Origin of the sequence: Streptomyces endophyticus (assembly GCF_035798155.1) — a bacterium.
In the GTDB taxonomy this organism is placed as follows: domain Bacteria; phylum Actinomycetota; class Actinomycetes; order Streptomycetales; family Streptomycetaceae; genus Streptomyces; species Streptomyces endophyticus.
Window position 1 is genome coordinate 35,619 of the sequence record NZ_JAOZYC010000153.1, and the last position, 12,738, is coordinate 48,356.

General features: G+C 70.9%; 12 protein-coding genes. 1 reads left to right on the forward strand and 11 read right to left on the reverse strand.

Going from position 1 to position 12,738, the window contains the following annotated elements:
- Positions 1 to 24: 24 nt before the first annotated feature.
- From OKJ99_RS31020 to OKJ99_RS31055, 8 genes are all read right to left on the reverse strand, one after another.
- Positions 25 to 1,263: a cytochrome P450 family protein gene (locus OKJ99_RS31020; protein ID WP_326021265.1), complete on the reverse strand. Its 1,239-nt coding sequence runs from the start codon at positions 1,261 to 1,263 to the stop codon at positions 25 to 27.
- Complete coding sequence (locus tag OKJ99_RS31025; RefSeq protein WP_326021266.1) at positions 1,260 to 2,504, reverse strand: cytochrome P450 family protein; 1,245 nt, start codon at positions 2,502 to 2,504, stop codon at positions 1,260 to 1,262. The genes OKJ99_RS31020 and OKJ99_RS31025 overlap by 4 nt, the downstream gene beginning before the upstream one ends.
- The gene (locus OKJ99_RS31030) at positions 2,501 to 3,127 is read right to left on the reverse strand and encodes a GTP-binding protein (protein WP_326021267.1); all 627 of its coding nucleotides are present in this window, start codon (positions 3,125 to 3,127) and stop codon (positions 2,501 to 2,503) included. The genes OKJ99_RS31025 and OKJ99_RS31030 overlap by 4 nt, the downstream gene beginning before the upstream one ends.
- Positions 3,102 to 3,461, reverse strand: coding sequence for a DUF742 domain-containing protein (locus tag OKJ99_RS31035; protein ID WP_326021268.1), 360 nt, complete (start codon positions 3,459 to 3,461; stop codon positions 3,102 to 3,104). The genes OKJ99_RS31030 and OKJ99_RS31035 overlap by 26 nt, the downstream gene beginning before the upstream one ends.
- Positions 3,458 to 3,892, reverse strand: coding sequence for a roadblock/LC7 domain-containing protein (locus OKJ99_RS31040; RefSeq protein ID WP_326021269.1), 435 nt, complete (start codon positions 3,890 to 3,892; stop codon positions 3,458 to 3,460). Before OKJ99_RS31040 ends, OKJ99_RS31035 begins: the two co-directional genes overlap by 4 nt.
- The gene (locus OKJ99_RS31045) at positions 3,885 to 5,345 is read right to left on the reverse strand and encodes an ATP-binding protein (protein WP_326021270.1); all 1,461 of its coding nucleotides are present in this window, start codon (positions 5,343 to 5,345) and stop codon (positions 3,885 to 3,887) included. Before OKJ99_RS31045 ends, OKJ99_RS31040 begins: the two co-directional genes overlap by 8 nt.
- Positions 5,346 to 5,585: 240 nt before the next feature.
- Positions 5,586 to 6,218 carry a class F sortase gene (locus OKJ99_RS31050; protein ID WP_326021271.1) on the reverse strand — a complete coding sequence of 211 codons (633 nt, stop codon included), beginning with the start codon at positions 6,216 to 6,218 and terminating at the stop codon, positions 5,586 to 5,588.
- Positions 6,215 to 7,369 carry a hypothetical protein gene (locus tag OKJ99_RS31055; protein WP_326021272.1) on the reverse strand — a complete coding sequence of 385 codons (1,155 nt, stop codon included), beginning with the start codon at positions 7,367 to 7,369 and terminating at the stop codon, positions 6,215 to 6,217. The genes OKJ99_RS31050 and OKJ99_RS31055 overlap by 4 nt, the downstream gene beginning before the upstream one ends.
- A 279-nt stretch (positions 7,370 to 7,648) precedes the next feature.
- Here OKJ99_RS31055 and OKJ99_RS31060 point away from each other — a divergent pair, with 279 nt between their 5' ends.
- Positions 7,649 to 9,727, forward strand: coding sequence for a phosphocholine-specific phospholipase C (locus tag OKJ99_RS31060; protein WP_326021273.1), 2,079 nt, complete (start codon positions 7,649 to 7,651; stop codon positions 9,725 to 9,727).
- A gap of 45 nt (positions 9,728 to 9,772) precedes the next feature.
- On the opposite strand, the gene OKJ99_RS31065 is transcribed toward OKJ99_RS31060, so the two are convergent.
- The 3 genes from OKJ99_RS31065 to OKJ99_RS31075 all read right to left on the reverse strand — a co-directional run bounded on the left by OKJ99_RS31065 (position 9,773) and on the right by OKJ99_RS31075 (position 12,738).
- Entirely contained in the window at positions 9,773 to 10,462 is a 690-nt protein-coding gene (locus OKJ99_RS31065) for a PepSY domain-containing protein (RefSeq protein ID WP_326021274.1), read from the reverse strand.
- A gap of 175 nt (positions 10,463 to 10,637) precedes the next feature.
- A complete protein-coding gene (locus OKJ99_RS31070; RefSeq protein ID WP_326021275.1) occupies positions 10,638 to 11,075 on the reverse strand; it encodes a VOC family protein in 438 nt (145 codons plus the stop codon).
- A 70-nt stretch (positions 11,076 to 11,145) separates the two neighbouring features.
- Complete coding sequence (locus OKJ99_RS31075) at positions 11,146 to 12,738, reverse strand: flavin-containing monooxygenase (RefSeq protein ID WP_326021276.1); 1,593 nt, start codon at positions 12,736 to 12,738, stop codon at positions 11,146 to 11,148.

Genomic DNA, 12,738 nt, shown 5'->3' on the forward strand with positions numbered 1-12,738 from the left:
GGACCGGCCGGTCCGGGGCGCCGCTCAGGCGTGCAGTCGGACCGGGATTCGCTGCCAGCCGTACGCGATGAACGACGGGACCTGGCTGAGCTCCTCCGGTTCGACCGCGAGGCGCAGGTTCGGGTAGCGGTCGAAGAGGGCGGGCAGGGCGGTGCGGGCCTCCAGGCGGGCGAGCGGGGCGCCGATGCAGCGGTGGACGCCGATGCCGAAGGACATGTGGTCGTCGGCGGCGTTGGCCGCGTCGAACTCGTCCGCCGTGGGCCCGTAGTGCTCGGGGTCGTAGCCCGAGGCGGCGTACGTGGTGAGGATGGCGTCGCCCGCCGGGATCGTCACGCCGTCGACGGTCACGTCGGTGACCGCGAAGCGCAGCGGCAGGCTGGCGATGGAGGGGTGCACGCGCAGCGTCTCGTCGATGACGGCGTCCCAGGTGATCTCGCCGGAGCGGACGGCGGCGAGCTGTTCGGGGTGGGTGAGCAGGGCGACGACCGCGTTGCCGATCAGGTTGACGGTCGTCTCGAAGCCGGCGCCGATGACCAGGAGCAGGGTGTAGAGCAGTTCCTCGTCGCTGAGCCGGTCGCCGTCCTCCGCGCGCACCCGCAGCAGCTCGGTGGTCATGTCGTCGCCGGGGTGCTCGGTGCGGTGGGCGATGATCGCCGGCAGTACGGTGCCGATCTGCTCCTGCACGAACGCGCCGTGCTCGGGGCTGGGGTCGGAGGTGTCCATGATGGCCGAGACGAGGCGCTCGACCGGGCCCAGCAACTCGTCGGGGACGCCGAAGAGTTCGCAGATCAACTGCATCGGCAGCTGGTTGGCGTACAGCGGGCGCAGGTCCACGACCTCGTCGGGCGCCGCCGCGTCGAGGCCCGCGAGGAGCTCCTCGGTGATCTTCTCGACGCGCGGGCGCATCGCCTCGGTACGGCGGGCGGTGAAGCTGGGCGCGACGAGCTTGCGCAGCCGCGTGTGGTCGGGGCCGTAGGTGGAGAGCATGTTGACCACGCCGACCCAGCCGAGCACCCAGCCCCACTCGGGGTGTTCGCCGACCTCGGGCCAGAGCGACCAGTGCTTGCGCGGGTCCTTGCTCACCTGCGGGTCCAGGATCAGCGACCGGAGGGTGTCGTAACGCGTGGGCGCCCAGGCCGGGATGCCACCGGGCAGGTCGACGGGGACCACGGATCCCGCCGCGCGCAGTCGGGCGGCCTCGGCCGGCAGGTCGGCGCCGAACGGGTCGATGGCGATACGGGACGAAGACGCGGTCTCGGTCACTCGGCTGCTCCTGAGTGGGATGCGGTACGGGGGACGAAGCGGACGGGCAGTTCCGTCAGGGAGCGGTGGAACGGGCCCGTGCGCCAGGTCAGTTGCTCGCGCGCGGTGAGCGGCTCCAGGTCGGGGAGCCACTGCGTGAGGCGTTCGATGGCCTCGGTGGCGATGAGCAGGGTGTGCTGCTTGACCGGGCAGGAGTGCTCCCCGGCCGACCAGGACAGGTGCGAGGCGTCCTGCGGGTGGCGGGTGGCCGAGGACTGCGCGGCCGCCTCCTCCGCGGTGTGTCCGAGGGCACCGTAGGAGATGACGACGGGGACGGCGGCACGCACCCACACACCGTGGAACGTCAGCGGCTTGCGGGCGTAGTGGATGCCGTAGTTGGCCAGCGGGGTCTCGTGGCGCAGCACCTCGACGACCGCGTCCATGACCGGCCGGGACCCGCTGGTCAGCGTCGAGTAGTACGCCGGGTTCCCGAGGATCCGCGAGAGGGCGTTGGAGACGAGGTTGGCGGTGGGCTCGTGGCCCGCGCCGAGCATGAGGAACACCTGCCAGGTGACCTCCTCGGGGGTGAGGCCGAGGGGGTGGTCGAGCAGCCAGCTGGTGAGGTCCTGGCCGCGCTGCGCGCTCTTGGCGGCGACGAGGTCCAGGATGTAGCGGCCGAACTCCTCCTCGCCGCGGGCGGCATCCTCGCCGCCGTCCATCACCCGCGCGATGGCGCCCTGGAGCCGGTCGCTCTCGCTGTCCGGCAGCCCGAAGAGGTTGTTGAAGACCAGCGACATCAGCGGGCGGGCGAACTCGCTCACGAGGTCGGCCCGCCCCCGCGACGCCATCCCAGCGGCCAGCACGTCCACGGCGCGGTGCACCCGGTCGCGCAGGTCGTGCGGCTCCACCAGGTCGAAGGCGTCGGAGAGGGAGCGACGGTAACGCACGTGCTGCTCACCGTCGTTGAACAGCGCGTTGGGCCGCCACCGCATCATGCCGAGGATGGGCGAGTCGCCGTCGATGCTCTCCTCCCACGTGCGCGGGTCGTGCGACCAGGCCTCGGTGTCGTGGAGCAGGTCGAGCGCGGCCCGCCGGTCAGTGACGACGTACGCGGGCACGCCGGGGGCGAGTTCGGCGTGGCCGACCGGGCCCTGGGCGCGCAGGGCCTCGTAGTAGCTGCGCGGGTCGGCGGCGAAGCCGTCCTCCCACAGGCGGACAGGCGCGGACAGATGGAAGGCCTCGGCCTGCGCGGGATACGTCATCGGGGCTCCGGGACGGTGCGGTCGATCAGGTGCTGCACGAGGGCGAGCAGCGCGTCGACGGACGAGTGGGTGTCACGCGCGTCGCAGATCACCATCGGGGTGTCCGCATCCAGGTCGAGGGAGCACCGCAACTGCTCCTCGGTGTAACTGCGGGAGTCCGGGAAGGTGTTGAGGGCGACGGCGTAGGGCAGTCCCGACTCCTCGACGAGGCCGAGGGCGTCGAAGGACTCGTCGATCCTGCGGGTGTCGACCAGCACGAGGGCGCCGAGCGCGCCGTACGCGATGTCGTCCCACAGCGCGCGGAAGCGCTCCTGGCCCGGGGTGCCGAACAGGTAGAGGACGGCTCCGCCCTTGAGGCTGATCCGGCCGAAGTCGATGGCGACGGTCGTGGTCGTCTTCTCCCGCACGCCCGCGAGGTCGTCGACGGCCACCGATGCCTCGGTGAGCTGCTCCTCGGTGTGCAGCGGGCGGATCTCGGACACGGAGTCGATCAGCGTGGTCTTGCCCACCCCGAAGGGCCCGGTCACCAGGATCTTCACCAACTCGCGTGCGGTGTCCGGGAGATGCACGGAGCTCTTGGCGCTCGCGGGCGCGGACTTAGCGCTTGAGGGCGCGGAGGCCATCGGCGACTCTCTTCAGCAGATCGGGATCGGGCTGCGCGGCGGGCGGGACCGGCGGGCGGGCGCCCACGAGTCCCTGGTCGACCAGTGCGGCGGCGAGCACGCGTACGGCGGAGACCGGCAGTTCGAGCAGGGCGGCGGACTCGACCACGGTGAGCGAGCCGCCGTCCAGGGTGCGCAGCAGGGCGTGCTGCGCGGCGGGCAGACCGGCGGGCCAGGGCGCACCGACGCCGGTCAGCACGGAGAGGCGCTCCAGGCTGTTGCGGCTGGGCCGCGCGACCCCGCCGGTGGCGAGGTACGCGGGGACCAGCGGGCGGCCGCTCCGGCGGCCCGTCATTCCCCGGTGCCGCCGTCGATGCCGCCGTCGGTCCCGCGGGGCGCGGCCGCCATAACCTTCTCGCCGAGCCTGGCCACCTGCGAGTGGACGCGGTGGCCGAGCAGGTCGAGCCGGACCTCGGGGTCGCCGAAGGCGGCCACACAGGTGCCGTGCGCGGTGGGCGCGACGAGGATGTAGCCGTGGTCGGACTCGATGACCACCTGGCGTACGTCCGCTGACTCCTGGTCGGCGAAGGCGGCCGCCGCGGTGCGACAGGCGCCCTGCACGGTGCTGGTGATGGCGGCGACGCGCTCCGCGGACGCCTGCGTCAACGCCTCCGTGTACCCGGAGACCAGGCCGTCCCTGGTGAGCAGGACGGCGGCCTGGACGTGCGGGATCTCCAGGATCGGATCGAGGACCCAAGCGCTGTCGCCGAGGTCGCGGCTACTCATCGGGGGTGTTCCCTTCACTGGTGCCGGGGCGGTCGCCGGCGGTGTCGTGCGGTTGCTGCGCGGGCCGCTCCTCCCGCGCCGCGGCGGTGGCCGCCTGGAGGGCGCCGAGCGCGGCGGCCTGTTCCTCGGGGCTGCGGTGTGCGGCGGGCCGGGGCTTCGGCGGTGCCTGGCGGGCGTCGGACGGTGCGTCGGGCTGCGCGTCGGAGCGGACCCGGCGGCGGCGACGCGGGAGTTCGCCCCCGTCGGTGAGCGGGGTGTCCGGCCGGGTGGGGGCGGCCGCCGGGGCCTCGTCCGCCGCGAGGCCGTGGGTGGAGTCGTGGGTGACGTCGCGAAGGGAGTCACGAGTGGACCGGGGAGCCGCGGCGGCGGGCCTGCGCTCCTCGGGGGCGATCCGGCACAGGAGGTGGTCCCGTACGAGCAGGACCGCGCGGACGCCGCCGTACGGAGAGGGCGAGGACAGGTCGACGGACAGGTCGAACTGCCGGGTCAGCTGGCCGATCGCGGCGAGCCCCATGCGCGGCGGATCGCCGAGCTCCGACAGGAGGATGGGCTCCTCCCCCGCCACCATCCGCTGGGCATGGGCCCGTTCGTCGGAACTCATCCCGACACCGGCGTCGTCGACGGTCACACTGACGCCGTGGTGGACGCGTTCGAGGTGCACACCCACGGAGGTGTCGGTCGAGGAGTGGCGCAGGGCGTTGTCGAGGAGTTCGGCCACGATGATGGCGACCGGCTCGACGGCGTGCGAGATGAGCCCGGTGCCGTCCTCGAGGTGGTTGTGGACCTCCACCCGGTCGTATCCGGCGAGCCGGGACTGGCCGCCGGTGACGGCCTCCACCAGGTGCGACTCACCACGGGCGAGCCCGACCCAGGCCCCGCAGACCACGGCGGCGACCTGCGCCCGGCGCAGCGACTGCTCGTTCTCGTGGTCGAGTGCGAACAGCGTCTGCGCCAACTCCGGGTCGTCGTAGCGCTCCTGGAGCCCGCGCAGGACGTCCTGCAACCGGTACAGGCCCGCCTGGATCTCGCGCGTCGCGCCGCGCATTCCGGCGCGGGCGGCGGCGTCGACCCGCTTGCGCTCCTGGGCGATGGCGGTGCGCAGCCCGTCGAGCACGGCGTCGAGGCCCGCGGCCAGTTCCTTGCCGCCGAGTTCGGGCTGCAGGGGTCCTGGCACCTGGAAGTGCGAGTGGGCGGCGTGGGTGGCCGCGGCCGGCATGCGCGTGCCGGACAGATGGGCGATCTCGGAGGTGAACGCCGCGGTGAGGTCGTCGAGTTCCTCGCGGGCGGCCTCCAACTCCTCGCGGGAGGCTACGAGGCGGGAGCGGAGCGAATCGGTCTCGTCGCGCTGTCTGCCGCTGCGTTGCCGGGCCTTCACCAGCCCGCCGCCGAGCACGAACGCCGACACGGTCCCGGCGGCCAGGGCTCCTGCGGCCAGCTCGGGTATCTCAATCATGGATGCGGACCTCGAGGAGAACAGGGCGTGGGGGCCGACTGCGAGGAGGGGGACGGGGTGGGGTGAGGGAAAGGAGGGAAGGCACGGAAGCCCGCCTACCGCTTGCGACCCTACCTCCCACCATACGTTCGAGTGAACCCGTCCAGAATCTTGAATCGCGATGCCCGACGCCCCACGGTGAGGCGTCGAGGCGGCGGAGGTCGGGACCTGCCAACACCACGGGGCCTGGGGCCTCGTGGCCTATGAGCCCCCGTGGATTCCGTCGAGTTTCGCGAAGACCACGACGTTCGACTGGTACCCGCCCTCGCTCTTGCGGTACTCGCCTCCGCAGGTGATGAGCCGCAGTTGGGCATCGCGGGTGGCCCCGTAGACCAGCTGGTTGGGGAACCGGCTCTTCTTGTACGTCCTGACGGCGGTGACGCGGAACTCGGCGGTGCTGCCGTCGGCGCGCCGCACGTTCACGGTGTTTCCACTGCGCAGTTGGCCAAGGCGGTAGAACACGGCCGGACCGGACTTGGTGTCGACGTGGCCGAGCACGATGGCATTGCCCCGTGCGCCCGGTGGGACCCCGTCCTCGTACCAGCCCACGAGATTGCGGTTCTTCTTGCTGGGGATCTGCAGCCGGTCCTGCGCGTCGAGGGAGAGGCCGGTGAAGGGGGCCGACACCCGCAGCCTGGGAATGCGCAGCCGCACGGGCGGTGAATCGGCCGCGCGGTGCGCCAACTCGCCCTGGGCGCGCAGGGGCGAGGAGATCCGCGTCCGGGCGCTTCCGTCGGAGGACGCGACCGCTGGGTGCGCTCCGGGAAGGAGGAGCGCACCCAGTAGCACCGGCACCGCGGCGAGCGGGACCGAGGTTCGAAGGGGCGAGGTCACCGCGTCTCCGTGGCGGTGCCGCCGACGCCGGTGTCGACCGGTCCCGAAGGACGCGGCGCGGTGATCATGGTGGTGTCCGAGGCGCGCACGCCCGTGCCCACGGGGTCTCCGGAGGCGGCGGTGACGGTGAGTTCGCTCTGCACGGAGAGCTTGCCCACCGGAGCGCTGCGGGTGGCGGCCAACTGGAAGTCGGATCCGACCTTGCCCGAGGGGGCCAGGTCCGCGCCCGCCCGGCGCACCGAGTTCAGCTGCACGACCAGCGAGCCGTTCGGGCCCTTCGTCGCCTGGACGGGCCGCCCCTGGGCGGTGATCCGCAGGTCCTTGGGGGCGAGCGCCTTCGGCCCCTTGAACACCAGGCGGCTGCCGGTGGCGGGATAGCGCGGACCGTCGGCCGGGTTGGTGTAGTCGACGGTGCCGGCGCCCGCGCGCTTGCCCTTGACCAGCTTGGCCGGGGTGGACAACGCCGCGTGTGCGGTGCCCGTGACGGCGAAGTCGTAGGTGCTGCCGTCGATGGTGATGTCGTCCACGTAGGTGCCGAGGCTCGCGTCCGCGCTGCCCAGCGTGCCGACGTTGGCGATGACACCGAAGGCGCCGTCCCCCGCCGCCGCGCATGCCTGCGCGAACGCGCCGAGCGGTGCGGTGGCTCCGGCCGCCGCCACGCCGGGAATCGTGCGTGAGGTCTTCACCAGCGATGTCTTCGTGACCTCGAACTTCTGCCACGTGTCGCCCGCCATGCCCTGATGGCCGTCGGTGTCGGTGTTGGCGTTCGGTTCGAAGCTGAGTGTGGTGAACGCCCCCAGGCACAGCGAAGGCAGCTGGAGGTTGGGGCCGTATCCCGTGATGCTGGACTGGGCCGAATCCACGTAGGCGCGGTAGGAAATACCGCGTGACAGCAGCGTGGAAAGCGACTTTGCGCCGGTGAAGTAGTGGGCGGCCTGGGCCTGCTGACCGTCCTTCACGGCGAGATGCAGACTGCCGTTGAAGTGGACCGGGTCCGGCTCCGGCGAGATCTCCTGGGTTCCGGGCGCCTTGCCCGCGTTCGAGGGATCGTCCTGGAACCGGTACCAGGGCCCCTCCGGGCCGAGATCCGAAGGATGGACCTTTACCGGCGCTTCCGCCGCGGCACTGACGCCGACGCTCCCGCCGACCACGGCCCCCAGACACAGAGCGGCAACCGCACCATTACGGGCGGATCTTCGCGTAATACTTCTTTTGCTGCGCATGGGGCCCACTGTGCCCCCGGTAAAGCATTTCGGATGACCTGCGCATTGGCGGGAAGGTCGGGTTCACCCGAATCGCGCACACGCCCCGTACGTGAATTGGCCATCGATTTACCCTCCCGACACCCCGCCCCCCTTCCCAGTGGACCAGACCTCTTGGAACACTTTGGCGACTTCTGTTCGCTTCTCCCCCAAAGAGGCCTTGCACCCATGCCAGAACTGAACCGACGGCGCTTCCTCCAGATCACCGGCGCGGCCGCCGGCACTGCCGGGGTCGCCACCGGTATCGCAGCGTTGTCCGATTCCATCGACCGGGCCGCCGCGATCCCCGCGGCCCGCAGATCCGGCACTCTGGACGACGTCGAGCACATCGTCGTCCTGATGCAGGAGAACCGGTCCTTCGACCACTACTTCGGCGCGATGAAGGGCGTACGCGGGTTCGGCGACCCGCGGCCCGTCACGCTGCCCAGCGGCAAGTCGGTCTGGCACCAGGCGGACGGCACCGGCAAGGAGGTGCTGCCCTACCACCCGGACGCCGAGAACCTCGGCATGCAGTTCATCGCGGGCCTCAACCACGACTGGGGCGGCGGCCACAAGGCCTTCAACGACGGCAAGTACGACGACTGGATCGCCGCCAAGACGACGGGGACGATGGCGTATCTGACCCGCCAGGACATCCCGTTCCACTACGCGCTCGCCGACAAGTTCACCGTCTGCGACGCCTACCACTGCTCGATCATCGGGGCCACCGACCCCAACCGCTACTACATGCTCTCCGGCCACGTCGGCAACGACGGCACGGGCGGCGGCCCGATCCTGGGCAACGAGGAAGCGGGCTACGGCTGGACCACGTACGCCGAACGCCTGGAGGAGGCCGGGGTCTCCTGGAAGGTCTACCAGGACATCGGCGACGGCCTGGACAAGGACGGCGGCTGGGGCTGGATCGACGACGCCTACCGCGGCAACTACGGCGACAACTCACTGCTCTACTTCAACAAGTACCGCGACGCCAAGCCCGGCGACCCGCTCTACGACAAGGCCCGCACCGGCACCAACGCCAAGGCCGGCGACGGCTACTTCGACATCCTCAGGGCCGACGTCAAGGCCGACAAGCTGCCGAAGATCTCGTACGTCGCCGCTCCGGAGGCCTTCTCCGAGCACCCCAACTTCCCCACCAACTACGGGGCCTGGTACATCTCCCAGGTCCTGGACGCGCTGACCTCGAACCCCGAGGTCTGGTCCAAGACGGCCCTGTTCATCACGTACGACGAGAACGACGGCTACTTCGACCACGTGGTGCCGCCGTACCCGCCCCGGTCCGCGGACGACGGCCGCTCCACCGTGGACACCGGGCTCGACGTCTTCGAGGGCAACGCCACGTACGGGGCGGGCGTCTACGGCCTCGGCCAGCGCGTCCCGATGATCGTGGTCTCGCCCTGGTCCACCGGTGGCTACGTGTGCTCCGAGACCTTCGACCACACCTCGGTCATCCGCTTCATGGAGCGCCGCTTCGGGGTCGAGGAGCCGAACATCTCCCCCTGGCGGCGCGCCATCTGCGGCGACCTCACCTCGGCCTTCGACTTCTCCCTCAAGGACACCGACCCGGCCGAACTCCCGGGCACCGACGCCTACGAGCCGCCGGACCACGAGCGCCACGACAGCTACGTGCCCAAGCCGCCGGCCCAGGGCGCGCTGCCCACGCAGGAGAAGGGCAGCCGCCCCTCCCGCCCGCTGCGCTACGCCCCCGCGGTGGACGGCGTGGCGGACCCGGCGAACGGCCGCTACCAGCTCACCTTCACCGGCGGCTCCACGGCCGGCGCCCACTTCTACGTGACGGCTCCGGTGCGCACCGACGGTCCGTGGACGTACACCACCGAGGCCGGCAAGAACGTCTCCGACAGCTGGAACACGGAGTACTCCAAGGGGACGTACGACCTCACGGTGCACGGCCCGAACGGCTTCCTGCGCGCGTTCCGCGGTCCCGGCACCGCCAAGGCCCCCGAGGTCACGGCCCGCCATGTCGCCGACTCCGGCAACCTGTCGCTGACGATGACCAACCCGACGGACGCGGCCGCCCACCTCACGGTCACCGACGCCTACGGCGACAAGAGCGAGACCTTCACCGTCAAGCCGGGGGCCACGGTGCAGCACACCGTCGACCTGCGCGCGAGCAAGCGCTGGTACGACGTGTCGGTGGGCTCGGACGCCGACGAGACCTTCCTGCGCCGCTTCGCGGGCCATGTGGAGAACGGCCAGGCGGGCGTGAGCGACCCGGCGATCCGCACCTGAGGGAAGTCCATCGAGGCGGGCGGGTCATCCCGCCCGCCCTTTCCCTCAGTCCTGGTCGACGTGCTCGTTCAGGACCTTGCCGTTGGCGGCGTCGATGTCGAACGTCGTCTTGTCCCAGGTGGCGGGCGTGACCACGTCGACCGACCAGACCGTGGATCCGCTGTCGGAGTCGTCGAGGGCGACGGACGTGACCTTGCCCTTCTTGCGCTCCGTGGCCGTATCGGCGGCCTTCACGGCCGTGATCTTGGCTGCGGAGAGCTTGTCGGCGTTCTCCTTCTTGTCGTCCGCGTCCTGGTCCTTGTCCGCCGTGGAGCCGGTCACCTTGCCGGTGACGGCATCGACCGTTACGTCGGTGCTCGTACCGTCCGACGCGACGACCTCGGCGTCCCACTCCGGGTTGCCCTGCTTGTCGTCGCCGAGCTCGATCTCCAGGAGCTTGCTGCCGGAGACGTCCTTCTCGGCGGTGCGTGCCGCCTTGTCCCAGTCGACCTTCGTCGCGGAGAGCAGCTTCTTGCGCTCGGCCTGGTCCTCGTTCAGCCGGCCGGTCGGGGTCGCGTCGCTCGCCTGATCCTGCTGGGCGGCGCTCTCGCTCTCCTTGGCGCCCGAGGAGGTGTCGTCCCCGTCGTCCGACGAGCACGCGCTCAGCAGGGAGAGCGAGGCGGCGACGGCGCACACGACGCCGACGGCACGCCCTCGCGCGCTTCGGTTGCTCCGCTTCGCGGGTACAGAGTGCATGCACAGGCCTTTCGCGCCAGGGGCCGGGGGCTGCGCCGCACGAAGCGGACGCTCGCCGATCGTCGCAGCCTGCCCGGGGCTCGGCATCCCGACAGCCCGGCGCACGGCCTCCCGCCCCGCCCGCCATCCGCGTCGGGGCCGGGAGACCGATCGCCACGATTGACCCGATCGGCCGTCAGCCCTTCTTCAGCTCCTCGGCGAACATCACGATGATGCCGCTGGGGCCGCGGACGTATGTGAGCTTGTAGATGTCCTCGTAGGTGCCCACACCGCGAAGCGGGTGGCAGCCGTGCCTGGCGGCGGTCGCGAGGGCTTCCTCGATGTTGTCGACCGAGAAGGCGACGCGGTGCATGCCGATCTCGTTGGGAAGGGTCGGCTCCGTCTCGATCGCCTCGGGGTGGAGGTACTCGAAGAGTTCGAGGCGGCCCTGACCGTCCGGCGTCTGGAGCATCGCGATCTTGGCGTGATTGCCGTCGAGGCCGACGGCGGTGTCGGTCCACTCACCGCTGACCGTGTCGCGGCCGAGGACCGTGAGGCCGAGGTCGGTGAAGAAGGAGATCGTTGCTTCGAGGTCGCGAACGGCGATGGCGACGTTCTCAAGTTTGATGGCCATGCGCCGCATGCTACGAGCCGGGCGGCTCGCTGGGCGGGCGGTTACGAGCACGGTGTGCTCGTGTCCGGGGTCAGCTCAGTTCGAAGCCGTGGTAGTGGCTCACCGCGATGCCGTTGGTGAGGTCGCGGTAGAGGCCGACGCCGCCGACGAAGGGCATGAACACCCGTTGTTTGCCGGGGATGTTGGCGCCCATGTACCAGGACGCGGCCTGTGGCATGAGCGTGAGGTCGCCGAGGTCGTTGGTGGTGTGGACCCAGTTGTCCTCGGCGTCGGGGTCGGCCTCCATGCGGCGCAGCCCGCGCTCGCGCAGGTGGGTGAGGGCGCGCGTGATCCAGTCCACGTGGTGCTCGATCGAGGTCATCATGTTGGAGAGGACTGACGGGCTCTGGGGGCCGGTCACCGTGAACAGGTTGGGGAAGCCGGCCGACATCAGGCCGAGGTACGTGCGCGGGCCGTGCGCCCACTTGTCGCGCAGGGAGTGGCCGTCGGTGCCCCGGATGTCGATGGCGTTCAGGGCGCCGGTCATCGCGTCGAAGCCGGTCGCCATGACGATGACGTCGACGTCGTACGCGGCCCCGTCCTCGGTCACGATCCCGCGCCCGGTCATCCGGGCGATCGGTCGCTCGGCGAGATCGACCAGGGTGACGTTGTCCTGGTTGAACACCTCGAAGTAGCCGGTGTCGACGCACATCCGCTTACTGGCGATCGGATACGTGCGCGGGGTGAGCCGCTCGGCGAGTTCGGGGCTCTTCACCTTCTCGCGGATCCGGGCCCGGACGTACTCGGCGACGGCCTCGTTGGCATCGGCGTCCTTGAGCAGGTCGCTGAAGCCGCTGCCGAAGCACAGGCCGCCGATGTCCCAGCGGCGGTCCAACTCCCCGACGACTGCCTCCGCTTCGGTCTCGATCAGCAGCACCCGCGCCTCTTCGTCGCAGTCGAAGCCCTTCGAGGAGGCGCGGGACACCTCGCGCCGCTCGGGGTAGCGCGTCCGTGCCGCGGCGAGGCGGTCGGCGTTGGGGCCGTTGTGGGCGGGCACCGCGTAGGACGGGGTGCGCTGGAAGACGGTGAGCGAGCCGACGAGCGGGGCGATCGCGGTGATGGTCTGGAGCCCGGAGGAACCGGTGCCGATCACGGCGACCCGCTTCCCGGCCAGGTCGGCGCCCTCGTGCGGCCAGCTCGACGTCCACAGCACCTCGCCCGCGAAGTCCGCCAGGCCCTCGAAGTCCGGTCGGGACGGCACGGACAGACACCCGGTGGCCGCGATCACGTAGCGGGCGGTGCGAGGTGTGCCGTCGGAGGCCGTCACCGTCCAGCGCTGCGTCGCGTCGTCCCAATCGAGCGACTCCACACGGGTGTTGAGGACGATGTCCTCGCGGAGGTCGAAGCGGTCGGCCACGTGGCGCACGTAGGAGAGGATCTCCGGCTGGGCCGCGTAGCGCTCGCTCCAGTCCCACTCCTGCTCCAGGTCGGCGTCGAAGGAGTAGGAGTACTCGACGGACTCGATGTCGCAGCGGGCCCCGGGATAGCGGTTCCAGTACCAGGTGCCGCCGACGTCCGCACCGGCCTCGATGACGCGGGTGTCGAAGCCGAGCGCGCGCAGCCGGTGCAGTTGGTAGAGGCCTGCGAAGCCGGCGCCGATGACGATGACGTCGTGGTCGGCCAT

Bases quoted from the DNA above. Each gene is read 5' to 3' on its own strand.
- OKJ99_RS31025 (WP_326021266.1), bottom strand. From the start codon at position 2,504: ATGACGTATCCCGCGCAGGCCGAGGCCTTCCATCTGTCCGCGCCTGTC.
- OKJ99_RS31030 (WP_326021267.1), bottom strand. From the start codon at position 3,127: ATGGCCTCCGCGCCCTCAAGCGCTAAGTCCGCGCCCGCGAGCGCCAAG.
- OKJ99_RS31035 (WP_326021268.1), bottom strand. From the start codon at position 3,461: ATGACGGGCCGCCGGAGCGGCCGCCCGCTGGTCCCCGCGTACCTCGCC.
- OKJ99_RS31040 (WP_326021269.1), bottom strand. From the start codon at position 3,892: ATGAGTAGCCGCGACCTCGGCGACAGCGCTTGGGTCCTCGATCCGATC.
- OKJ99_RS31045 (WP_326021270.1), bottom strand. From the start codon at position 5,345: ATGATTGAGATACCCGAGCTGGCCGCAGGAGCCCTGGCCGCCGGGACC.
- OKJ99_RS31060 (WP_326021273.1), top strand. From the start codon at position 7,649: ATGCCAGAACTGAACCGACGGCGCTTCCTCCAGATCACCGGCGCGGCC.
- OKJ99_RS31065 (WP_326021274.1), bottom strand. From the start codon at position 10,462: ATGCACTCTGTACCCGCGAAGCGGAGCAACCGAAGCGCGCGAGGGCGT.
- OKJ99_RS31070 (WP_326021275.1), bottom strand. From the start codon at position 11,075: ATGGCCATCAAACTTGAGAACGTCGCCATCGCCGTTCGCGACCTCGAA.
- OKJ99_RS31075 (WP_326021276.1), bottom strand. From the start codon at position 12,738: ATGGCCGACCACGACGTCATCGTCATCGGCGCCGGCTTCGCAGGCCTC.